The organism is Methylomonas rosea (genome assembly GCF_024505055.1).
Classification (GTDB): domain Bacteria; phylum Pseudomonadota; class Gammaproteobacteria; order Methylococcales; family Methylomonadaceae; genus Methylomonas; species Methylomonas rosea.
Genome location: NZ_JANIBL010000018.1, coordinates 1 through 22,407, shown reverse-complemented (window position 1 = coordinate 22,407; position 22,407 = coordinate 1). Strand labels below are relative to the sequence as shown.

The following is a 22,407-nucleotide window of genomic DNA, read 5'->3' as shown; positions in this document are numbered from 1 at the left end:
TGCTTCCTCCTACTAAATGGCGCTGGCAAAACGCAAGGTAAACCTAGACCCGTGTTGCCGATCCAGCGTCATGTCCCCCATGAGTTGATTGGTCAGCGAGTTAACCAACTGCAAGCCTAGGGAGGTGCTTTTTTTGAAATCCAGACCAGCAGGAAAGCCGATACCATCATCGGAGATCACCAGGATCAACGTCCCGTCATCATGGCGGAAGCTGATGCCGATTTCGCCGGCCCTATCATCCGGGAAGGCATGCTTAAGAGCGTTGGATAGCAGCTCACTAATGATCAGTCCGCAGGGAATTGCAGTATCGACATCAAGAAATACATTGTCGATGCTCATGCTTATTGCGATCTTGCCTGACCGATCTCCGTAGCCGTATAGCAGGTGGTCGGCCAAACTACGAATATACTCATTGAAATCGATACGAGCCAAATCCTTGGAATGGTAGAGTTTCTCATGTAATAAGGCCATGGCCTTGATACGGTCGGCACTCTGCTTAAGCAGTTCCACAGTCTCTGCATTTTTGACATTTCTGGCTTGGAGGTTAATCAGGCTGGATACTACCTGAAGATTGTTTTTTACCCGGTGATACACTTCCTTAAGCAACATCTCTTTCTCGTTGAGGGCTTGCCTAAGCTTGTCATTGGCGCTTTTGCGCGCCGAGATGTCAACGATTGAGCTGAGGACAATAGTACCGTTCTCATCATCGATAAGGCCCAGGCCTATTTCAATAGGGAATTCGGTGCCGTCCTTACGTAAGCCGTAGAGGTCTCGTCCGGCGCCCATCGGTCTGGACACAGGAGCGGCAAGGTAGGCTTGGCGGAAGCCGGCATGCGCACTACGAAACCGCTCCGGCACTAGGATTTCGACCGCTTGTCCAAGCAGTTCCGTCCGCGAATAACCAAAAGACATCTCAGTTTGTAAATTGACCATCTGGATGGTTCCCGACTCGTTGACCATGACTATCGCGTTAGGGGCTGACTCCACCGCTTGCCGGAAGCGATGATCCAGGCGTTTACGTTCGGTGATGTCAACGATGGAACTTACGATGACGATACCGTTGGCATCATTGATCAAGCCCAAGCCTATTTCAACGGGAAATTCGGTGCCGTCCTTGCGCAAGCCGTAGAGGTCTCGCCCCGCCCCCATCGGTCTGGACGCGGGAGCGGCAAGGTAGGCGTGGCGGAAGCCGACATGCGCACTGCGATACCGCTCGGGCACTAACATTTCGACGGGTTGCCCTATTAATTCAGGGCGTGAATAACCAAAACACCTTTCGGTTTGTAAATTGACCATCTGGATGGTTCCCGACTCATTGACCATGACTATCGCGTTAGGCGCTGCCTCCACCGCTTGTTGAAACCGGTACTCCAGCCGTTTATGTTCGGAAATATTTTCATGTATTACGACAATGCCGCCCGGTTTTGGATCGGTAAAGCGCAGCACTTTGCCGACAAACCATTGTGGTTCGGATGCGCCGGGATAACAATATTCGAGCGAAAAACAGGGTATTGTCCCCGCCAGGACTGCGCGAATACCTGCGAAAAACGCCTCTCCGCCTCTATTTTCAACCAGATCGGCATCCAGCAGCGCCAGATAGCTTTGGCCAATGTCGAGCGCCTGTGCATCACGGTTATGGTCACGTTCGAAATCCAGCCATGGCTGATTTAGCGCTAGGATGTTTCCGGCGTCATCCAGAACACAAAACTGCGCTGACAAAGCATTCAAGACCAAACCGGCAAACTGTTCTAGGCATCTTACACCGGTAACACTATCGTTCGGCGCTATTGCTTTACGTCTAAGTTCCAGGGCTATACTGACTTGACGCGCTAAGGCTCCCAGAGCGCCAATCTGCTCCTCGCTTAATTCTCGCGGCACGCTGTCGAGAATACAAATCGTGCCTAGCGCTTCGCCTGTAGATGCGCGCACCGGAGCGCCGGCGTAAAAACGAATATGCGGCGCCGCAGTGACCAGAGCATTGTTCGAGAAGCGTCTATCCTGGTCTGCATTTGCGACCACCATGACGTCCTGATACAAAATCGTTTGGGTACAAAACCCGCCTTCCCGTGAATTTTCGGTGGCGCTTATGCCTATTTTCGCCTTGAACCACTCCCGGTCGCTGTCAACCAGGGTTATCAGTGCGTAAGGCGTGCCGAAAATCATTGCTGCCAGCGAGACTATATCGTCGTAGACCTGCTCCGGCGAAGTATCGAGAATTGAGTATTCGTGCAGCTTTTGGATACGCAGGCTTTCATGTTCCGAATCTAACGTATCAAACATTCCCCCACCTCAGATCGTTATTGACCGGTATGACTGATGCCTTTGTTCCACGCCGATGTCTTCGGTCACTTGCCACTCGACAACTTTAGTTTAGCTCAAACATCTCAACTGAGTAGGCGATTGGCTATCTCTGATTATGCAACTGCTTCAGTTCAATGCCTCGCGCATCCTGAAAACCGCCATTCCGGCAGGCACCGTCTTTACAGCAGTTATGCAAAAAAGAAATTTGGATTAAAAAGTTTACCGGATTTTAGAATGGCGAACCCCAGGGATGGCAATCAGTAAGTCATACCGCAGCCTAAGGTCACGATTAGCATTGATGTGGTTTCGGATTTGTTCGCGCTTGGCCTTGAGTGATTGTTCTATCGTGGCCAGATCGGATTTGATCGATTAAGCGATAGCGGCGTCGGCAGTATCCAGACGATTGGCCCCCATTTGCTGGATTCCAGCAGTTGCTCGACTCCGCGCAGCAAGACTTGCAAGTGCCTAATATTTCGCGACGGCTGTGTCCAAACGCCGACTGCCGGGTGAATGCGTAATGCATGAGTTGGCATCCAGTGCTATGGATGCCAAGCTTCGAGCTATCCGTGCAGCCCGGATTTCAGTAGTCCATGCCGAAATGACGATTTTGAGTATGCGCGAGGCATTCAGTTAAAGCAGCTTGCTAATCAGCTAAGGGGATGTTTAGAAATTCTCGGCTTACGCAACAGCCGGAGCCCATAGACCACGCAACGAATCCAGACTTCATGGATGACTCCTAGCCTACCATCCATGGCCGCTCTCTTACGCATCCGTGCCGGTATGCTGCTTAGCTGAAGATTCTTGCCAATCATAAATTCCCTTAAATAAGGTAAACCTTAGCCTGGACTTGTAAGCAGCGAAGTAGAATCAGCCGAAGCCAGTCAATTCGCTTCTGATCCGCTCAGTGAACGGCTCTTGGGACATCGGGTATAACTTTACAATTTTGGAATGACAACTGGACTCCCATCTGCGAAGGCTGTCGTAATAGCTGAAACAATCCCTTATCCTTCCGTACTTACAAGGGCATAAATACTCACGAGTTATATAATAGAATACATATAAAACAATAGTTTATTGATTTTTCACCCACTCGCCCCACAATGCCGTTAAGTTAAGAGCTGAACATATAAAGGCCAAATTTATTCGACCTTTAGTGCCCATAGTGCGAATAAATTCGCACCGAAAAAATTTAAACTTCACCCCTTCTCCTTTATGCACTATGGGTATTTATGCCCTGCGGGTACGCGCGGAGAAGGGGCTTTTACGACAGCTTCCCGAGAGAGAGGAGCAAGAATATTTGAGGTCTGGTCGATATAATCCCGATCAATGCCGATCTATTTCCTTCGCTTGCGCCCCATTGTCGATGGCTTTATCAATTAACATCACACTGCCGCGTATCAAGGCGGCAAATAGCAATATTGAAAAGACTAATCCCATGGGTAAGATGCCTAGTAAGCCGGCGATAACGACAATCAGCATGGCGATGCCGGTATTTCCTATCTTAACGATCTTCATTTGCCCTCCAGGACCGTTTGTCGGTCGAAACGAAATCTCGCTTTCACTATATCGGCTTATTAAAAATCAACAATACGCATTACCGGTAATTGATTGTTTTGCCTCATAAAACAATATTTTAAATAAGTATATTCTTCGGCTTTTCCCAAACATTGAGAGCAGAGTGAAAACCCCACAATGCAAAAGGTGGCGCTCAGATCGTATCAGTTCGGCAAACTGCACGAATAGACGAAATCAGCGATAGCAAACCAACGTTAGCTGCTGATACTAATTAAGAACTTCAGGAAACCATTTCCCCGCTTACCAGTCTGGTTTAAGTGCGAGTTAAGACTTTAAGGTTTTAATCGCCACGCGGTCGGAGGCCGGCTTCTATTGACAAAACACCCCGTTGAGCCAATACGTCGCCCGATTCAAAGTATTTATGAACAGCATCCAGGACGAAAAATAATGACTAAAAGATTACTCGCTATCGCCATCGGTACCAGCTTGTTAACAGCCTGTACCACTAACCCTTATACCGGCCAGTCCGGCATGAGCAACTTAGGCAAGGGTGCCGGCGTCGGCGCGGCAGTCGGTGCCGGCGCCGGAACTTTATTCGGCGGTAACGACTGGAAAAACGCCGGTCTGGGCGCATTAGCCGGTGCCGCGGTGGGTGCCGGTGTCGGTTACTACATGGATAAACAACAGGAAGAAATGCAGCAATCGCTGCAAGGTACCGGGATCGAAGTACAGCGTACCGCGCAAAATCAGCTGACCTTGAACATGCCCAGCACCAGTGATGTTACCTTCGCGTTCGGCAAGGCCGATTTGACACCGGAAGCCCAGAATGCTCTGGAGCCGGTAGCAAGAGTGTTGACCAGCTACCCGGAATCGACCATTTCAGTCACCGGCCACACCGACGACGTCGGCTCCGATGCGGACAATCAACGTTTATCCGAAGCAAGGGCGACCAGCGTGGCCAACTTTTTGGGACAACGCGGCGTAAACCGCATGCGGATTTCGCAGCAAGGCATGGGCGAAAGCTCGCCAAAAGTACCTAATACCAGCGATGCCAACCGGGCAATCAACCGCCGGGTAGAATTGGCAATTAACGCCAATCAAAACGCCGGCGCCTCGCAACAACCGCAAACCCAGCCGACTCAACAACAAGGTGGATATCCGCAACAGAATTACCCCCAACAAGGTTATCCACAGCAAAACCAACCGTATCAGCAGGGCTACCCGCAACAACAAAGTTACCCTCAGCAGAATCAGCAATATCAGCAATATCAGCAAGGTTACCCGCAGCAACAGGGGTATCCGCAACAGAACCAACAATATCAGCAGTACCCGCAACAGCAGTACCAACAACCTTACTATCAACAGCAATAAAACGTTGTCTTAACAGAGATTGAGCTGCATGGCTCAATCTCTGCCTAGCTCGACTCAGGTCTCGCCGGCTCTGACATCGAACTCGATTTTCCAGCGCAGTTGATCGCGTTTGGAAACGGCTTTCAATTCCAGAGTCCCCACTTCGGTCACTGCCGCCGACAAATGCACCGGGACGATGTCGCCGGCATGCCGGCCTTCTTCCGGCAAGGTAATCTCAATTTCGTCCAGCTCTTCCAACTCGTCGTCGTGCCAATAGTCCAAGCGTACGCCCACCGTATCGTCGCGGCGGGTTTTTGAACCGAAAAAGCGAAAGCGTACCGGCTCGCCGATGATCAAACCGAACTCGTCGTTGGGTAACTCCTGTTCGCTACCCTCTTCCATGCCAAACGGCGCGATACACAAGGCTTCGATTTCCGCAGGCAAACCGGGCACCGCAGGCATGGAACTCTCGATGCCGACGTAATAAGCCGCTGCCGTACCGCCTTTGATGCGCACGCCCTTGCCTTTCCGGACAAAGCCGTAATACGCCGCGCCGCGTGCCACCGCCAAGTCCAGATCGGCGCCTTGCAATAGTCTGGCCGGCGCGGCTTGTTCGGCCTGCAACCAGTTATTGAGAATCTGCATCAAGCGCTCGGCCATCAAGCCGGCTTTTAACACCCCGCCGTTGAACAATACGGCGGTCGGATGCAGAAAGCTGGCGTGTTCCGGCAAGATATGATCTGATAACTCGCCGGTCGCTTCTTTTTGCCGCGACAAAAATGCCGCCAAATGGCGGGTGATGCCGGCATCTTGGGCATAAGGTAAACCGGCGGTGCGCAAACCGCTGCGCGGCCTGACCACCGGTCTTTCTTCAATAGGTATCCACGGTAAAAAGCCTTCGACCAAGACGCGGTTCAACTCGTCACGGGTCAGTTCGGTGCGCAGAGTGCCGCCGATCAGGGACGATCCCCGGCTCGCCACGACTATAGGCATGCTACCCAACTCGGATTGGTTGAACAGTTTCTCTTTCGCTTCCCGGCAGGCATGCGTCAAGGCTTGTAATTGCCAGGATTCCAGGCGTTTACCGCTCTCTTGTTCCAGTTTGGCTTTCACGGTATAAGCCAAGGCCAAATCCATATTATCGCCGCCCAACAGGATATGATCGCCGACCGCCACTCGGGTCAATTGCAGATTGCCATCCTGTTCGGTGACTGCAATCAGCGACAAGTCGGTGGTGCCGCCGCCGATGTCGGCTACCAAAATCACATCGCCGATTTGCACATGATTGCGCCAATCGCCTTCGCTGTTTTCGATCCAACTGTACAACGCTGCTTGCGGTTCTTCCAGCAATACCGCCTGCCCTAAACCCACCGCGCGGGCTGCTTCGACCGTCAGTTCGCGAGCGGCTGGATCGAACGAAGCCGGCACGGTGATGGTGACGTCCTGATCTTGTAAATTGTGTTCCGGGAAACGGTGATTCCAGGCGTCGCGCAGATGTTGTAAATAGGCTTTGGTCGCGGCAAACGGCGAGATCCGCCCCACATCTTCCGGCGCTTCCACCGGCAAAATCGCTTGCTTGCAATCGACGCCGGCATGGCACAGCCAGCTCTTGGCGCTGGACACCAACCTGATAGGGGTTTTGCTGCCCAGATTGCGGGCAATTTCACCGACCAAGTATTCGGGTTTACCGGTCCAGGGCAACGCGGTTGCGCCTTCGGCGATCTCGGCCGAATGGGCCAGATAAGTAAATGACGGTAGCTGCGCCTTGTCTTCTATCGTGCCGGGACCAGTCAGTTGCGGGATTGCCAACACATCCAGGGCTACTTGGTCGTCGCCAACTTCCAGATCGACATAAGACAAGACGCAATGCGTGGTGCCTAAATCGATACCGACCGAATAACGCGCGGTCATAATTCCACCTCGGCCGGTGCGACGATTTTGGCGTTATGACCCTCGGTTAGTTTGGGTAAACGCAGATCGGTGACTTGCCAGCCTTTGTGCACTAAAGTGCCGGTAAACGGCGCTTCGCCGACGATATTGCCGGTCAAACGGAATGACGCGGCATCGAAGCCTTTGTTTAAGGTCACCCGATTGCCTTCGGGATCGTTGCTGACTGGTGTCAAGGTAAAGTGCTCGCTGACTGCCTTGCTGCAACCCTGATGGACCACCCGCGCCGCCGCGCCGATTTCGGCATCGGAAAAGGCACTGACATCTTCTTTAATAAAGTCGATAAAGCGGGCTTCCTTTTGCAGCAAACTTAATAATTGCAAGGCCGCGTCTGGTGTCGCTTCTTTCAAAATCACTGGTTCCGGTGCCGGCGCCTGGACAATTTTCTCCACTTCGACGATCTTTTCGACGATTTTGACTTCGGGTTGCGGCACGATAGGGGCGACGGTCGGCACGGCCGATTTGCAGCGGCGCATGCCCAACAGCACCGAGACTAAAACCACAATCAGGATCAAAGCCAACAGCGCGGCGGTGCCCGCCAAACACACATGCCACAAATCGAAGGTGGTCGGACGCAAGGATAAATCGATAGTGTAGGTATTCATGAAAATCGAGTGATGGTTGTTAATTTAAACATTGGCTTTACGGTCTAATGTTCAGAGTTGTCGCAAAAGGGTAAAACCAGCGAGGTGTTAAGTTTTTACGACAATTCGATTGGACACAATATCAAGAAGAAGATCAGTTGCCTGGCATACCGGCTTTCTTCGCGGCTTCTGCATACATTAATTCCTGTAGCAGATTGCGCGTTACCTGGATACGCATTTTCTTCAAATGCCGGTCAGCGACAGCACCCGGCACTTCGGCGTCCGTATAAACTTTACGTATTTCGGCCAAGGTCGGCTCGCAAGATTTGATTATCACATCGGTGGCATTGCGACTTTCCATTTTCGCAAACTCGGGTTTTTGCATAGTATCCACTACACATTTTTTGTACGTGTACTGAGCTTGCTGAATTTTCTGGATAGTCTCATCTTTTAATGTGGTTTCGTTCCATTCTTCCTTGGCTTCTTCCGCACAGGCTAAACCTGTGATCATCATCAGCGCGACAATTAAACGGTATTTCATGATTTGCTCTCCAATGGGGGCGTAATAATGGCTGGCGATTTTACGCGATGCCGGCTGAAATGAACAATTAGTCGGAACCGGCAGGCGGTCAGAAAGGGTCTTGCTTAGGCTGCATGCCCGCTGTGGCGTGCTGTTGATTCACCCAAATCCCGGGCAGACTCGCGGTTCAACGCCAGAGCGTTAAGATACCAGGTAGCAAGCGAAAAGCGACGATAAGGGGCGAATGCCCGTTATTTAATGAACAGATTATGAACTGGAGTACTGCTGAACTTGGGATGGACTATCTGAAAGGGGGAGCGACGTCAATTTTGCGGACAACTAAAGCAAAATACCCATCGCCCCCTGTTTACATCGATTAACTAATCATAACGGCTGAAGTACGCTTACGCCGCGTCACAAACCTCTTTAAACTCCGGGATACCGGCGGTTATGCGAATACGTAAGAAGTTTAACTGTCTTTGCAACTCATCCTCGGCATCACCGACACTTTTAAACACCTGAACCATCTTTTGATCGTTCAACAAATCCGAGTAATTAGCATCGATGAATTCCAGCACTTCAGAATCCATTTCGGTGATGCTACTCAAAGCAGCTTCCATCCGCGCCAATACTGCTTTCAACTCTACCAGATCAACAGCCATAAAACCCCCCAACGCAAAAATTTGATTATATCAGGGCTGGCGCGGGTTTGACGCAAATAACCGTAAAATTTTACCGAGAAAAAACTAACCAAATTGGTGCATTAAAACTTAGTGATCGCAAACATGCCGAGGCGAACCGGGCTGATTTTGGCCCTGAGTAACATCAGACAATAAAGGCATGACTTCCGTTATTCCCTCGCCGCATTGTTTCATTTGTTGCATGGCTTTGTTGGCCGACACATCCTTACCAAACTCCATAGCTCTCGCCATGGCTTCATCGCGTTTTCCCGCCGCGCATAAACTCTTAACTTCGGCACTCATTTGTTTTGCCTGTGCTTGAAAAGCCTGTATCTCGGCCTTGTCTATGTTCTTCACGCAATTTTGCATGGTTTTCATTTGCTGCATCATCTGCTGCATTTGCGCTTTGTCCATATTTTTAAACGCATCATTTTGGGCGGCCGCTAGGGTTGGGAACAGCAAAAGCATCGTTATCAATAAATTTCGCATGATTTTCCAAAAAAATTATGAAGATACCGTGAAACTGTAGAAGCCTTCTTCGTGGATGGCAAGCACGCACGATAACGCCGGCAAAAATCCAGGGCTAGAGCGTTGTCGTGACAAGATCGCCGGATTTGTCGGATCTGCGACATCGTTTGGCAAGTTGATTTGAAGCAGTAATCCAAATCAATCAATGACCTTCGCTGTCATTCGGTGATTTGGTCAATTGGCCTCATTCTTGAATGCCTGATGGCATTCGCCATAAGCAGCCCAACCATGGAACACATTTTTCCACTGCCCCGCCCGACGCCCGCGCCGTCCAAACCGAGCATTCCAGTGATACAAGCCGGCCATCGCTACAGCATCGACGCACAAAAATTGGCTGATAATCGGCTTGGCTATTTGGAGCATGATCTGCAAAACGGTTTGCTCGGCGACTACCAGTTAAGCATCGAACAGGCTATGACAATAGCTGTGGATACTAAACAGACGCCAACACAAGCATTCGTGTGGAACAGCGATTTACTGAACCCACCGCTCAAAAACTGCTTACCCATTACCAACGCTCACCCGCAACAGCCCGATCAGAATCGTTTGACCTTGCTTGACGCCAGCATGGCCGCACTGGAAGTAAGCTTGCTAGACGATACGCCAACGCTAAGTATTGCGCCCCGTTTCGAACTGGAATGGGACACCGCCGGTTTTTGCAGTCAACTCGGTATCTTACAGTTGGTAGAGTCAACCAGAACGGTGCACTTTGCCGACGGCGAGACCATGACATTACTGGATACCGAGACTGAAAACGGCGGCCCGGTTTTGTATCTGTCCGGCACAGAAAGCCATTTGCCGGTCATGCCGCTTGGCCGGTTTCAACAGCAAGGCCAACAGCAAAAACTGCTGTTCAGCCAAGCCGTGACGCAAGCTATTCCATCGCAAATTAACGGTAACGCCGTCGCATCGATTAGCGTTTTGGAAAAGTATACGGTGTATTTCATGCAAAATGCTGGACCGGACCGACCGGATCTTTATATTTGGGTGCCGGTGCATTTACCTATCGTCTGGGGTTGGAGTATTCGGGTGCAGCAACGCTATGACGGCGTGTGGGATATTTTCCGTAAGAAACTGATCATGCCCAGCGCATCGACCGAAGCGCCGAAATTACCCCTATGGCAGAGCAACGCCTTACTATGCCAAACGACACAGACGGCATGATGCCCATGCTGGACGTGGCGATTATTGGCGCCGGCCTATCCGGTTTGTCCTTGGCTGAAAAACTGCTTCCACACAAACCCAACATCGGCGTGTTTGAAGCACGCGAACGCTGCGGCGGCAGAATTCTATCCGCAGCCGGTCCTACGCAAGACTTTACCGCAGACCTGGGCCCCACTTGGTTGTGGCCTGCTGATCAACAGCGCATTTCAGCATTAGCCGAGCGTCTGGGATTAACGCTATTTCCACAGTGGGACCGCGGCCAAAGCCTATATCAAGTGCAAGCCGAGGCCTTGCCCGCGACTTATATCGATACCCAGACTCATGCGGATGCCAGACGCATTGCCGGCGGTTGCCAGCAGTTAATCAATGGTCTATTGCAAGGTATACCTGAGCGCGTTTTGCAGCTTGGACACCGTTTAATGACACTTAGCGACCAAGGCCGCCATGTCGACTTAATATTCGCAACCGATAGCGCCATTATTACCCATCAAGCGCGGCAAGTTGTGCTAGCCGCACCGCCACGACTGCTGGCTAACAGCATTAGCTTCGAACCCGCGCTAGCGCCCGGCTTGCTCTCGCTAATGCAGGAAACGCCCACCTGGATGGCCGGACACGCCAAGGCGGTTCTGGTTTATGAACAAGCTTTCTGGCGCCAACAAGGCTATTCCGGCAACGCCATTTCACCCTATCCCAGTGCAGTGTTGGCTGAAGTCTATGACGCCTGCTCCGACGATGCGGGTACCTCTGCCCTGTTTGGTTTCTTTGGCCTGCCAGCCCAGATTCGCGAACAGTACCAAGAGAACTTGCCGGCACTGATCGTTCGGCAAATGGTCGGTCTATTCGGTCCTGCTGCAGCCAATCCGTTAAGTGTGGTGATTCAGGATTGGAGCCGGGAACCCTTTACCGCGACTGCTGCAGATCGCATCCCGGTGTTCGAACATCCCGTCTATGGTCACCGCGCTCTGCAATTGGATCATTGGCAGGACAAACTGTACTTCTGTGGAACAGAAACAGCCAGCCGATCCGGCGGCTATTTGGAAGGCGCATTGGAAGCCAGCGACCGGGTTTTTAGCGCATTAACACTCTAACTAAAGGACTTTGACATGAACAATCAAACGCTTAACGCGCACAGCATCGGCGAATTTAGCCGATTCATCACCGCACAGAAAGCCCATATGAAGAAGCAATACGATCAGTTATTGGCCCATGACCTATCGCATCAACAATGGGACGGTTGTTTTCAACGCAATATATTGATCGTCTTGGAAAAAACCTATCAAGACGCCCTGACTCAATTGAAGACCTTGCCGTTTGACCACGCCGGCGGCACTGTCAATCAGGGCCTGGCGGATATTACCAAATCAGTACTGGCGGTATTCGATGGATTCATCGATGAATTTCTGTTGATCGTAGTGGATAAACACCGCACTTCCTGCGCCTTATCCAATTTCCCCGATGAACATAAACCCGACCAGGTTTACCTCAGCGCCGTGCGCAGCGATATCGCCTTGCTGTGGCGGAACTTTGCGCTGGACCTTAATGCTTACTTTCTGAAATGCCGCTAAGGCGGATAGCTTTTTGACAGGATAATTTATGAAACTGTACTTAACACCTGGCTCCTGCACCACCGGCATCCATATTTTACTGGAGGAGCTGGATCTGGTTTTCGAAGCCCACCTGATCAATTTAATGGCCGGCGATCAGCATCAAGCCGAATATCTGGTACTGAACCCCAAAGCCACCATTCCCACCTTGGTCCGTAACGACGGTACCGCCTTGACCGAATTTCAAGCCATCGCTTACTGGCTGGCACGCACCTACCCCAAAGCCAAACTATTGCCGGGCGATGCGGATGGCGATGCGAAAGCTATCGAGCTGATGGACTATGCGGTCGGCACGCTACATGGTCAGGGCTTTGCTAGAATTTTTACCACGGAGAAATTTACGCCTAATCCTGCCGATCACGACGCGGTCAAGGCGCAAGGATTGGATATAGTCGATAAAGCTTTTGCAATCTTGAATGAGCAGATACCTGCCGAAGGCTATGCGTTGGGCGCATTCAGTATCGCCGATGCCGCTTTGTTTTACGTGGAGTTTTGGGCGGATAAAACCGGCGTTACGCTGCCGGAAAACTGCTTGAAACACTATCGCTTGATGCTGTCCCGTCCGGTCGTCAAACGTGTGTTGATGGAGGAAGGTTATCGGGTGGACTGACTTTTATCGCCGCACCATCTGCTCGATCAGCAAAACAGCCTTCTCAAGGCCTCCGTTATAGGGTGCGAGACAATTCGCACCCTTACCCATAAAACAAGCCGCATTAGCCCAATATCCCTTCGTTTTTACCGGGTGGCTAAATTGTCACCAACGCACTATTAACAAGACAAGCGCCGGATTTTCAAGGAAAATAGCCTCATCTTTACCGTTCGCTGTATCGCATGTACAAATATGAAGGCCTGGTGGTACACCAAAGCCACGACGACGAAGGCATCATAGAAATCGTTGATAAGGAAGGCGTCCGGGCCTTGCACTTTGGCTCGCACGCCCGGCAGAGCAGCATGCTGTTGGCCGAGCCCGACCGACTCCATTCCCTGTATGCGCGAGCCATGATGGCCGGCTTGATGTTTCACGACACGCCCCGCGAAGTGCTGATGATAGGCCTGGGCGGCGGCACCATCGCCAAATTCATGTTACATCAGTTCGCCGATTGCCGGCTCAAAGTCGTGGAGTTTCGCGGCAGCGTATTAAAAGTGGCGCGCAGTCATTTCGGACTACCTTTCGATCCGCGCCTGAAAATCAAGATCGGCTGCGGCGCGCAACATGTGCGTCAGGCCAGTCAGGTGCAAAGCGAACAGCACGACTTGATCGTGATAGACGCTTACGACCATGACGGCATGGCACCGGAAGTCAGTAGCGAAACTTTTTTCGACAACTGCCGAACCTTGCTGGCCAAGAACGGTCTGCTGGTGATCAATTTATGGGGCACTGATAAGGATATGTTCCAGCAAGTGGCTTGGAACCTAGGCCACGTGTTCGATAGACGCATGTTGTTTTTGCCGGTACGCAACCGCGGTAACGTGATCGGTTTTGCCTTTGGCGAAACCATGGCAAAGTCAGGCATCAAACAGCTAATCGACAAAGCCAAACATTTGGAACAGCTGTATCAGCTGGAATTCCCCACCTATTTGTTGGATTTAAAACGCCACAACCCCAACGTCTTCAACCGGATTATAAAATCGTGATACACAACGCTCCCAACATCTTCGGCTATAAAAAATACTGGGCGCACCGCTTCGGGCCGGCGCCGGAATTGCCGATGACGGCGGCTGAAATGCAACAACTGGGCTGGGATGCTTGCGACGTGATCTTAGTAACCGGCGATGCCTACGTCGATCACCCCAGCTTTGGCATGGCGGTGATCGGCCGGGTCTTGGAAGCCCAGGGATTCCGGGTCGGCATCATCTCGCAACCGGATTGGCATAGCGCCGAGGACTTTAGACGGCTGGGCCAACCCAAGCTGTTTTTCGGTGTGACCGGCGGCAATATGGATTCGATGGTGAATCGTTATACCTCGGATAAAAAAATCCGCTCCAACGACGCTTACACAGCTGATGGCGCGGCCGGCAAACGCCCGGACCGCGCGGTGAATGTCTACGCCCACCGCTGCCGCGAAGCCTACAAAAACGTGCCTATCGTCATCGGCGGTATCGAGGCTAGTCTGCGCCGGATTGCGCATTACGACTACTGGTCGGATAAGGTGCGTAAATCCATCTTATTGGATTCCAAGGCAGACTTACTGGTGTACGGCAACGCCGAACGGCAAGTGGTGGAAATCGCCCAGCGCCTTGCTAAAGGCGAAGCCATCGCCGACCTGAAAGGCATCCGCGGCACCGTACATTTTGTGAAACAGGTGCCGCAGGGCTGGATGGAGAAAGATTCCACCGACATTGACAAACCAGGCGCGGTGATTTCGCACATCAATCCTTATCAGGAACAACCGGCGTGTGAAGACAAACCGGCACTGGCTGAAAACGAACAGGTAATTCAATTCAAACCCATCGCCAACAAACAGCGCACCCAAACCGTAATCCGCTTGCCCGATTACGAAGCAGTAAAAGACGATCCGATTTTATACGCACACGCTTCACGGGTGATGCACGGCGAGACTAACCCCGGTAACGCCCGCGCCTTGATCCAGCGCCACGGCAACCGCGAAGTGTGGATCAATCCCCCTCCGCTACCACTAACCACCCCTGAAATGGATGGTGTGTTCGACCTGCCCTATTCCCGGCTACCGCATACGCAATACGGCAAAGCGAATATTCCGGCCTTTGAAATGATCCAGCATTCCGTGCTGATCATGCGCGGCTGCTTCGGTGGCTGTAGCTTTTGTTCGATCACGGAGCACGAAGGTCGTATCATTCAAAATCGCTCTGAAGATTCTATCATCCGGGAAATCGAAGCCATCCGCGACACCTCGCCGAACTTTACCGGCCATATTTCGGATCTGGGTGGACCGACCGCCAATATGTGGCGGCTGGCTTGCAAAGACCCAAAAATCGAAGAATCCTGCCGCAAACCGTCCTGCGTCTACCCAGGAATCTGCCACAACCTGAACACCGATCAAACACCACTGGTCAAACTCTACCGGCGCGCCCGCAAGCTACCTGGTATCAAGAAAATCTTCATCGCCTCCGGCCTTCGTTACGACATTGCCGTGGAAACCCCGGAATATGTCAAAGAACTCGTAACTCATCATGTCGGCGGTTACCTAAAAATTGCCCCGGAACATACTGAGCAAGGCCCGCTGTCGAAAATGATGAAACCGGGCATGGGTACTTACGACCGCTTCAAGCAGATGTTTGACAAGTACTCCAAGGAAGCCGGCAAGGAACAGTATCTAATCCCCTACTTCATTGCCGCCCACCCCGGCACCGAAGATAAAGACATGCTGAATCTGGCGCTATGGCTGAAACGCAACGGCTTCCGGGCCGATCAAGTGCAGGCATTTTTACCCTCACCAATGTCTATCGCCACCGCCATGTATCATTCCGGTAAGGACACACTGCACAAAGTGGCCCGCAATAGCCCTGATATAGCGATTCCAAAAAGCATTAAGCAACGGCGCTTGCACAAGGCGTTTTTGCGCTACCACGATCCGAAAAACTGGCCGTTATTGCGGGAGGCGCTGAAGGATATGGGGCGAGCGGACTTGATCGGTAATGGCAAACAGCATTTGGTGCCGAGTTTTCAGCCGAAAACGGATGGTTTAGCGATTACAAATGCGAAAAAAAATCAGTTTTTTAGAACCAAGCATACGGTGTTTCCTGGTACAGACAGGAAGCATAAACAAAGATAAAAATGCATTTTCAGCTTATAAAGGCTGCTGCCAATGTATGACCACTCGCCAAACTTGCCGCCAAAAGCCAAGAAACAGTCCAAAAAACTTGTCGTTTAGAGTCCACCTGCGCTGCGCCCTCACTTCCCAACCCAAAGTCATGATGGTGTCAATTGCTCGGCGCAGATCAATCAGGTATTCGCGGTAAATATGGCGCCTCGTTACCCATGGTAATGGGTAAGAACCGAAATCAACAGCATACCGAGTCGCGAACAAGCCTTTTAAAATACGTAATTCGTGAAAGTGCCAGCAGACCGCTCGGCCATGAGGAAAACGGGTGGCATTCCAGGGAGCCAGCATAAGTTCCTTATCGAGCAAGACATGGACTTCTTCAGAAAATCGCTCTGTCCAATCATCCAGATATTTTTGGTCCCCAAACTTACCCTCTTCCGCGCGTGCATAGCACCACTCTAAGCAGCGGGCTTCCCACCAACTCCGAACCGCTTCCCCGCTGTCTCTTTTGAAAATCATAAACTGAACGCAATACTGACCGGAGGTTGCCGAACGGTCATACTCCGGGGCGTAAGCGTGTTCCGTTATCAACACTTGCTTGCCGGACCATTCAAACTCCCGAAAAATCTGCCTAGGATTTTTACGAAACCATAAATCCGCATCCAGATAAGTCACACGCAGAACAGATGAATCAGCTGCAAAAACAAAACGAGGGGTAAATGGCGTGAGCGTCCAGCAATATTCCGCGATTGTACGTTGCTGTTTAACATGAACTAAATCATCTGTCTCAAGCTTGCTTAATTGCAGTAATCGTACATTTGGAAGGTCAAGATACCCCAACTTCTCAAATACCTCATCATCCATACACAAGATCCATAGGGTATAAGTTCCTGCATGTCTCTCCATCGATAAATGCAGAGCAAGCCCCTGCGGCAAAAAGAGGCTATCAAATAAAGTTACGTAGTGCTCGTTCATTTACCTTGAAAAGAATTTACAGCCGCTATAACAGTCGCAATGTCCTCGTCCGACATTTGCGGATGACAGGGCAAAGAAAGACAAGTGTCGGCGTGGCGTTCACTGTTAACTAAGCCAAACGGATCATGGCGAAGATTACGACATGGTTCTTGCATATGAATAGGAATGGGATAGTGGATAAATGTTTGAATCTGATTTTGCTGCAAATATGCTTGGAGAGCATCACGGCAAGGGCAAGTCACAACGAATAAATGATAGACATGCGCGGATCTGGATTCGGGGAGTGCCGGACAAGTGACATAAGGATTCTTGATCCCATCAAAATAAGCCGTCGCAATTTGCCGCCGACGCTCGGTAAAATCAGGCAACCACTTCAGTCGTTCTAACAAAATAGCCGCCTGCATTTCATCCAACCGGCTATTCAAGCCTAACTCTGGATGCTGGTAGCGTACACTTTGCCCGTAGTTACGCAATTGGCTTGCTCTTACAGCCAATTTTTCATCATGTGTCACAATGATACCGGCATCGCCTAGCGCACCAAGATTCTTGGTCGGATAAAAACTATATGCCCCAATAATCCCAAAGCTACCTGCCGTTTTATCATTTAATGACGCCAAGTGTGCTTGCGCACAATCCTCAATAAGCGCAATCCCATAATTTGCACAAAACGCCACCCACAAATCCATTTCACGAATCTGTCCGTATAGGTGGACCAAGACCACCGCCTTGGTATTGGCGGAGACACAACGGCTTGCACTATCCAAAGACAATAAAGCGGTTTGTGGATCGATATCAGCCAAGACCGGCGTTGCGCCGGTCCTTATAATTGCGAGTACCGTAGCGAATGCGGTCATAGGCGTGGTGATAACCTCATCACCACGGCCAACTCCGAGCGCACGTAAGGCAATCTCGATCGCATCCATTCCATTACCAACCCCTACACCATAACCTAAGCCGCAGGCTAACGCCCATTGCTGCTCAAAAGCAGAAACCTCCTTGCCTAAAACAAACCAACCTGACTCGATGACGCGCTTCGCAGCGCAAAGCATGGCCGCTTGTAACTCCGGCGGCTCGGCCTTAAAGTCATTCATCAAAATCATGGGTTCGCATCCCAATAGTGGCGGTGATGCTCCGCATAATAAGCCATTGTATTTGCTAATCCTTCCCGTAAACCAATTGTTGGCTGCCAACCCAATTCAGCGATAATTAGCGAGTAATCACTGTAATAGTCGCCTATATCAATCGCTTTGCGTTCAGGCGGGAATGGTAGCAGTTCATATACACCGCCATAGCCAAGCTCTATAATCATCTGCGCCAAGTCTTTTAGGCCAATGACTTCCTTACTGCCCAAATTGTATACCTTGCCGTTGGCGTGCTCGCTTGCACCAGCGAGTAATAGGGCACTAACGCAATCATCGACATAATTAAAATCCCTTAATTGAAGCCCATCTCCAAAAACCTTAATCGGATTACCCTCAATCAATAAGCGGACCCAGATACCGAGAAAAGTTTGGCGCGCATCCTTGACGCGCATTCCGGGGCCATAGGTATTGGTAAGACGCAAAGCACATGCTTGAATCCCATAAACATTGTTATAGAGAAGGTGATACCACTCACCAGCCAATTTGTTAATGCCATTGACATCCACTGGGCGAATTGGGTGTTTCTCATCGACAGGCAGGTAATCAGGCTTACCATATAGCTGCCGAGTGCTGGCAAACACAATCTTGAGGCCCGGATTAACTTTGCGGCATGCCTCCAAGATGGACAACTGGGCGGCGGCATTTATCTCCAAGTCTGTCTGTGGATCGACCATCGAATCCAGATGACTGGTTTGACCGGCTAAATTGAAAAGATAATCTTGATCTTGAAGCAAATAAGCTAATGCAAAAGAATCGCGTACATCACAAACGTTAACTGAAACCTGATTGCGAATATCTGCAATATTGAAGGGATTGCCGCCATATTGCGGAATCAGGCTGTCCACGAGAGTAACCTGAGCACCAAACCCTACTAAAGTACGTGCGAGATTGGAGCCGATGAAACCTAGACCGCCAGTAATGAGTACTTTTTTGCCTTTATATATCTTCACGAATTTTTTCCGCCAACACGATATTATCGAGAAATAGATCCGGGTTTGCAGGCAACAGTCGGCTAACGAATATACCGCTTAAATTAATTAATGCCATGACAGTAACCGTTAAAAGTAGCCTACATATTTTTGAAAGAGGTTGGATAATCTTAAAAATGAAAGCGTTCATCAGTTGAAACAAAACAGACACATCGGCACAAGTTTTTCTATGCTCGATAATTTTAAACCCATGTGTTTCCAACAAGGCGCGCAATCCGAAACTGGAATATCTCGCAAAATCGTAAGGCTGCTCGTGCTCATCCCAAACAAATGGAACCGTGAGCAATAAACGACCATTAGGCTTTAGCACACGATTAATTTGCTCTAGAAACTCGTCCGGATTAAATACGTGCTCAAATACTTGATTACAAAGAACTGCGTCAAAAGACGCATCATCAAACGGAAATCTCTTACCATCATAAAGATAATCAGCAATGCCGCGTGACCTGGAACAAGTACTATCAATATCTAAACCAGTGTACGCACTAAAGTTGAAAAGCTGTTTGTAAGGCTTTGTGCCACAGCCAACATCCAGTATCTCCCCCCCTAATTTGGATGACAATTCTTTTATGGCTTGGTATAAGCCCAAACGAGCAAAATAAAAAGGGTTTACAAAAATACCTAGCCATCCAGGCATGTACATTTGTGTCGAATAATATGATTTTAATATAATCATGATTCACGCAGTTGCAACAACATGCCTTGAAAAGAAAACTCGAAGCCTTTATTGGAATAAACCGTACCTTCTGGACATCTTATCGTACCTAGCGAGCACCAATCTTGATTAATTATATTCATAAATGCAGACGCTGAAAAAACCCACATAGGGTAGCTAGCATTATAAATAGATGGCGGCACACGCTGGATAAAAATTCTATCTTGCGTAGTGTTTGAAAAAGGCGTGCGATCAATTATTAGAATTGATGCACCTATAAACGGCAATTTTCTGATAACGTCAAACGGGAACTCTAGATACTGTAACACGCTCGATAAAATAATTACATTCGGCTTATTCTCTATTAAACATTCATCAATTGAATAATAAAATCGCAATACATCGTCCTGAATATGAGTTCTTCCCGCTTCGACATAATGGGCTTGCTCGACTACGTTCCAACGAACATTCGAGATTGTATTAAGAATAACCAGGTGTTGAAAATAGCTACTTCCCAAAGCACCGCCAAAATCTAGAACATTTAACTTCCCTCCAGCTAGAGCCGCAGCCCACATCAACCCTGACAAACCTGGCCAGTTGAAATCAACGTTATAAAAGAGCACAGAATCACGCTCGAAAAGTGCGTCGCCACGCTTAACAGTAAGTGTGGCATCCAAAGTTTTTTTGAGTATATCATCCGCATTATAACCAGTGCATAGCAAAGCGGCATCATCCCAAGCACTACCCGCATCATCAAAAACAATACCTCCACCAAAATACCGGTTAAATTTGCGAATTAAAACAGGAGGCAAGAATTTTTTAAAAAATTTATTATGACTTTTCACAGCAAAGTGCATTTATTATTAACAAAATCGAAAAATTCCACTAGTCTCTGTTGAGCAAAAACTTCCCAAGAATATTTCTGTTCTATTCTATTCGCGCCAATAGTGCCCATCTTGATTCTTTGTTCCTTTTCAACCAAAAGCAATATTTTTTTTGCTAAATCCTTAAAATCGTTCTTCTTGAATCTCATACCATTCCCTTCAAATCTATCCACATCTTCTACCGTGTCGTTCACAATAATAGGCAGCCCACACGCCATAGCATCTAACTGGCTAGTAGATTCTTGCAACGGCCACACACCTATATCTGAGCTATGATAAATATTGGGTAAATCTTTTGGTTCAACAAACGGCAGCGTAATGCATCCCTTGCAAATCTGAAGCTGACTCTGGTAATCTGCATCGCCGCCGCCTACAAATAATCCTTTAATAAATACATAACCAATCTCATGTAAATAGTCTATTGCTTGTCCCAGTATGAGTGGCGCTTTATCCGCCGTAAATCGCCCCGTATAAACACAAACAATATCGGCATAACCAAACCCTAGGTTTTCTCTAAACTGTGTTACTGCGACTTCGTTTCGGACGGAATTGAAAATTCCAGTTTCTACAGAAAGACTAGTTAACTTACACTTTTCACTAGGTACGCGAAAATAATTTGTAATATTAAAATAAACATCTGGCGCTATAGGGTAAAACCTATCAACATTATCGATCACATTTTCTAGCCAAAAATGTCTATTCTTTATCCAGAACTTAACCTTACCAATCAAATTACTCGGCGGGGAAAAAACCGAAGAATGCATTCGGCTCTCACAAAATAAAAAGTAATTGTATTTTAGTTTTAACCTTGCTAATAACGCGGTTGTTAGCAGGTTTATTTCAAAACAGTAAATAACGTCAGGATTTAACTGCTCTATCTTTTCTTCTAATCCAATTATATGTATTCCATAGCGAGAAACCTCAGAATAATTTCTATGTAACGTAAAGTATAAATTCTTGAATACACCTGTTTTTGTTTGAGAATTTCCTAGCTTACCTTTATATACCTTATTATAGTGAGGCGAGGTAGCATATACCTGCAAATTAGAAGTAACTAAATGCACTTCTTGATTTAGCTTTCCAAAAGCCATAGGCAAAAAATTTTCTGAATAGCCCATGCTTTCAGAATACCAATCTGATACTATTAAAATTTTCATAGCTAGAAAACACCTAATACCTTATCAGACCTACACTATTTAAATACTCCGCAACACCCTGAGTGCATATTAAAAAGTTCTGATGATCGTTATTCCAAAGACCAGGCACCGAAGTTAAATTGTTTTTAACTTCATCTATAGAAAAGTACCTATAATCTAAACCTTCAAGTAACTTATTAATTTTATTCGCACTATCATCACTGATTATTTCCACAACAATTGACGGCAAGCTCATTTTTAATTCAAGATACATCGAATCCAGAACTGAAAACTCATGTCCCTCAACATCGACCTTAATTAAATCAACATTTTTTATAGAATACTTATTTTGCAAATACTGGTAAGGTTTAACATCGACTACAACTTCAACGACTTCCGCATCTCGCGCAACCTCAGGGTGTAATTTATACCTATTATCGTTAATAGATGTCATATAATTTAGTCTATCTTTTAGCATAAACATTGATGCGCTTCCATCATAGTTTGACAATGCTATCTGCTCAACACTGATAGAAAAATTATTTTTTTTTAAATTTAACTCCAATAACTCATAATTAATCTGTATTGGCTCGACCGCTATAATTCTCGCCGAACTGTTATTAATTTGAGAAATTAGACTAAATACACCAGTATTCGCCCCTATATCCAATACTACATTAGCGCGCTTTG

At 48.7% G+C, this 22,407-nt stretch carries 22 protein-coding genes; 8 read left to right on the top strand and 14 right to left on the bottom strand.

What is annotated here, in order from left to right:
• Positions 1–12: 12 nt before the first annotated feature.
• Positions 13–2,280, bottom strand: coding sequence for a PAS domain S-box protein (locus tag NP589_RS07675; RefSeq protein ID WP_256606448.1), 2,268 nt, complete (start codon positions 2,278–2,280; stop codon positions 13–15).
• A gap of 36 nt (positions 2,281–2,316) precedes the next feature.
• Here NP589_RS07675 and NP589_RS07670 point away from each other — a divergent pair, with 36 nt between their 5' ends.
• Positions 2,317–2,565, top strand: coding sequence for a hypothetical protein (locus NP589_RS07670; RefSeq protein WP_256606447.1), 249 nt, complete (start codon positions 2,317–2,319; stop codon positions 2,563–2,565).
• 1,059 nt (positions 2,566–3,624) lie between these two features.
• Here the strand turns inward: NP589_RS07670 and NP589_RS07665 are convergent.
• Positions 3,625–3,816: a hypothetical protein gene (locus NP589_RS07665; protein WP_256606446.1), complete on the bottom strand. Its 192-nt coding sequence runs from the start codon at positions 3,814–3,816 to the stop codon at positions 3,625–3,627.
• 447 nt (positions 3,817–4,263) lie between these two features.
• Here NP589_RS07665 and NP589_RS07660 point away from each other — a divergent pair, with 447 nt between their 5' ends.
• The gene (locus tag NP589_RS07660) at positions 4,264–5,187 is read left to right on the top strand and encodes a YiaD family glycine zipper/OmpA-like lipoprotein (protein ID WP_256606445.1); all 924 of its coding nucleotides are present in this window, start codon (positions 4,264–4,266) and stop codon (positions 5,185–5,187) included.
• 54 nt (positions 5,188–5,241) lie between these two features.
• On the opposite strand, the gene NP589_RS07655 is transcribed toward NP589_RS07660, so the two are convergent.
• The 5 genes from NP589_RS07655 to NP589_RS07635 all read right to left on the bottom strand — a co-directional run bounded on the left by NP589_RS07655 (position 5,242) and on the right by NP589_RS07635 (position 9,386).
• Positions 5,242–7,077, bottom strand: coding sequence for an Hsp70 family protein (locus NP589_RS07655; protein ID WP_256606444.1), 1,836 nt, complete (start codon positions 7,075–7,077; stop codon positions 5,242–5,244).
• Positions 7,074–7,718: a DUF2760 domain-containing protein gene (locus tag NP589_RS07650; RefSeq protein WP_256606443.1), complete on the bottom strand. Its 645-nt coding sequence runs from the start codon at positions 7,716–7,718 to the stop codon at positions 7,074–7,076. The genes NP589_RS07655 and NP589_RS07650 overlap by 4 nt, the downstream gene beginning before the upstream one ends.
• 133 nt (positions 7,719–7,851) lie before the next feature.
• A complete protein-coding gene (locus NP589_RS07645; RefSeq protein WP_256606442.1) occupies positions 7,852–8,238 on the bottom strand; it encodes a hypothetical protein in 387 nt (128 codons plus the stop codon).
• Positions 8,239–8,621: 383 nt separating this feature from the next.
• Positions 8,622–8,879, bottom strand: coding sequence for a hypothetical protein (locus NP589_RS07640; protein ID WP_064007506.1), 258 nt, complete (start codon positions 8,877–8,879; stop codon positions 8,622–8,624).
• 108 nt (positions 8,880–8,987) lie between these two features.
• A complete protein-coding gene (locus tag NP589_RS07635; protein ID WP_256606441.1) occupies positions 8,988–9,386 on the bottom strand; it encodes a hypothetical protein in 399 nt (132 codons plus the stop codon).
• Positions 9,387–9,653: 267 nt separating this feature from the next.
• Here NP589_RS07635 and NP589_RS07630 point away from each other — a divergent pair, with 267 nt between their 5' ends.
• From NP589_RS07630 to NP589_RS07605, 6 genes are all read left to right on the top strand, one after another.
• Complete coding sequence (locus tag NP589_RS07630; protein WP_256606440.1) at positions 9,654–10,589, top strand: hypothetical protein; 936 nt, start codon at positions 9,654–9,656, stop codon at positions 10,587–10,589.
• Positions 10,565–11,677 carry a flavin monoamine oxidase family protein gene (locus tag NP589_RS07625; RefSeq protein WP_256606439.1) on the top strand — a complete coding sequence of 371 codons (1,113 nt, stop codon included), beginning with the start codon at positions 10,565–10,567 and terminating at the stop codon, positions 11,675–11,677. Before NP589_RS07630 ends, NP589_RS07625 begins: the two co-directional genes overlap by 25 nt.
• A gap of 15 nt (positions 11,678–11,692) precedes the next feature.
• Entirely contained in the window at positions 11,693–12,154 is a 462-nt protein-coding gene (locus NP589_RS07620; protein ID WP_256606438.1) for an amine oxidase, read from the top strand.
• A gap of 28 nt (positions 12,155–12,182) precedes the next feature.
• Positions 12,183–12,803 carry a glutathione S-transferase family protein gene (locus tag NP589_RS07615; RefSeq protein WP_256606437.1) on the top strand — a complete coding sequence of 207 codons (621 nt, stop codon included), beginning with the start codon at positions 12,183–12,185 and terminating at the stop codon, positions 12,801–12,803.
• A 221-nt stretch (positions 12,804–13,024) separates the two neighbouring features.
• The gene (locus NP589_RS07610) at positions 13,025–13,828 is read left to right on the top strand and encodes a spermine/spermidine synthase domain-containing protein (protein WP_256606436.1); all 804 of its coding nucleotides are present in this window, start codon (positions 13,025–13,027) and stop codon (positions 13,826–13,828) included.
• Positions 13,825–15,945 (top strand): YgiQ family radical SAM protein, encoded by a 2,121-nt coding sequence (locus NP589_RS07605; RefSeq protein WP_256606435.1) that lies wholly within the window; start codon positions 13,825–13,827, stop codon positions 15,943–15,945. Before NP589_RS07610 ends, NP589_RS07605 begins: the two co-directional genes overlap by 4 nt.
• A gap of 15 nt (positions 15,946–15,960) precedes the next feature.
• On the opposite strand, the gene NP589_RS07600 is transcribed toward NP589_RS07605, so the two are convergent.
• The 7 genes from NP589_RS07600 to NP589_RS07570 all read right to left on the bottom strand — a co-directional run.
• Complete coding sequence (locus tag NP589_RS07600; RefSeq protein WP_256606434.1) at positions 15,961–16,911, bottom strand: hypothetical protein; 951 nt, start codon at positions 16,909–16,911, stop codon at positions 15,961–15,963.
• On the bottom strand, positions 16,908–18,011 hold the full coding sequence (locus tag NP589_RS07595; RefSeq protein WP_256606433.1) for a DegT/DnrJ/EryC1/StrS family aminotransferase: 1,104 nt from the start codon (positions 18,009–18,011) through the stop codon (positions 16,908–16,910). The genes NP589_RS07600 and NP589_RS07595 overlap by 4 nt, the downstream gene beginning before the upstream one ends.
• Positions 18,008–19,003 (bottom strand): NAD-dependent epimerase/dehydratase family protein, encoded by a 996-nt coding sequence (locus NP589_RS07590; RefSeq protein ID WP_256606432.1) that lies wholly within the window; start codon positions 19,001–19,003, stop codon positions 18,008–18,010. Before NP589_RS07590 ends, NP589_RS07595 begins: the two co-directional genes overlap by 4 nt.
• Complete coding sequence (locus NP589_RS07585) at positions 18,990–19,718, bottom strand: class I SAM-dependent methyltransferase (RefSeq protein WP_256606431.1); 729 nt, start codon at positions 19,716–19,718, stop codon at positions 18,990–18,992. Before NP589_RS07585 ends, NP589_RS07590 begins: the two co-directional genes overlap by 14 nt.
• Entirely contained in the window at positions 19,715–20,542 is an 828-nt protein-coding gene (locus NP589_RS07580; protein WP_256606430.1) for a methyltransferase, TIGR04325 family, read from the bottom strand. Before NP589_RS07580 ends, NP589_RS07585 begins: the two co-directional genes overlap by 4 nt.
• Complete coding sequence (locus NP589_RS07575) at positions 20,539–21,738, bottom strand: glycosyltransferase family 4 protein (RefSeq protein WP_256606429.1); 1,200 nt, start codon at positions 21,736–21,738, stop codon at positions 20,539–20,541. Before NP589_RS07575 ends, NP589_RS07580 begins: the two co-directional genes overlap by 4 nt.
• A 13-nt stretch (positions 21,739–21,751) precedes the next feature.
• The coding region (locus NP589_RS07570) for an FkbM family methyltransferase (protein ID WP_256606428.1) at positions 21,752–22,407 on the bottom strand (656 nt) is incomplete at its 5' end.

Bases quoted from the DNA above. Each gene is read 5' to 3' on its own strand.
- NP589_RS07635 (WP_256606441.1), bottom strand. From the start codon at position 9,386: ATGCGAAATTTATTGATAACGATGCTTTTGCTGTTCCCAACCCTAGCG.
- NP589_RS07585 (WP_256606431.1), bottom strand. From the start codon at position 19,718: ATGATTATATTAAAATCATATTATTCGACACAAATGTACATGCCTGGA.
- NP589_RS07640 (WP_064007506.1), bottom strand. From the start codon at position 8,879: ATGGCTGTTGATCTGGTAGAGTTGAAAGCAGTATTGGCGCGGATGGAA.
- NP589_RS07650 (WP_256606443.1), bottom strand. From the start codon at position 7,718: ATGAATACCTACACTATCGATTTATCCTTGCGTCCGACCACCTTCGAT.
- NP589_RS07625 (WP_256606439.1), top strand. From the start codon at position 10,565: ATGCCAAACGACACAGACGGCATGATGCCCATGCTGGACGTGGCGATT.
- NP589_RS07610 (WP_256606436.1), top strand. From the start codon at position 13,025: ATGTACAAATATGAAGGCCTGGTGGTACACCAAAGCCACGACGACGAA.
- NP589_RS07675 (WP_256606448.1), bottom strand. From the start codon at position 2,280: ATGTTTGATACGTTAGATTCGGAACATGAAAGCCTGCGTATCCAAAAG.
- NP589_RS07670 (WP_256606447.1), top strand. From the start codon at position 2,317: ATGCCTTTGTTCCACGCCGATGTCTTCGGTCACTTGCCACTCGACAAC.
- NP589_RS07615 (WP_256606437.1), top strand. From the start codon at position 12,183: ATGAAACTGTACTTAACACCTGGCTCCTGCACCACCGGCATCCATATT.
- NP589_RS07630 (WP_256606440.1), top strand. From the start codon at position 9,654: ATGGAACACATTTTTCCACTGCCCCGCCCGACGCCCGCGCCGTCCAAA.
- NP589_RS07655 (WP_256606444.1), bottom strand. From the start codon at position 7,077: ATGACCGCGCGTTATTCGGTCGGTATCGATTTAGGCACCACGCATTGC.
- NP589_RS07645 (WP_256606442.1), bottom strand. From the start codon at position 8,238: ATGAAATACCGTTTAATTGTCGCGCTGATGATGATCACAGGTTTAGCC.
- NP589_RS07660 (WP_256606445.1), top strand. From the start codon at position 4,264: ATGACTAAAAGATTACTCGCTATCGCCATCGGTACCAGCTTGTTAACA.
- NP589_RS07620 (WP_256606438.1), top strand. From the start codon at position 11,693: ATGAACAATCAAACGCTTAACGCGCACAGCATCGGCGAATTTAGCCGA.
- NP589_RS07665 (WP_256606446.1), bottom strand. From the start codon at position 3,816: ATGAAGATCGTTAAGATAGGAAATACCGGCATCGCCATGCTGATTGTC.
- NP589_RS07575 (WP_256606429.1), bottom strand. From the start codon at position 21,738: ATGAAAATTTTAATAGTATCAGATTGGTATTCTGAAAGCATGGGCTAT.
- NP589_RS07600 (WP_256606434.1), bottom strand. From the start codon at position 16,911: ATGAACGAGCACTACGTAACTTTATTTGATAGCCTCTTTTTGCCGCAG.
- NP589_RS07595 (WP_256606433.1), bottom strand. From the start codon at position 18,011: ATGATTTTGATGAATGACTTTAAGGCCGAGCCGCCGGAGTTACAAGCG.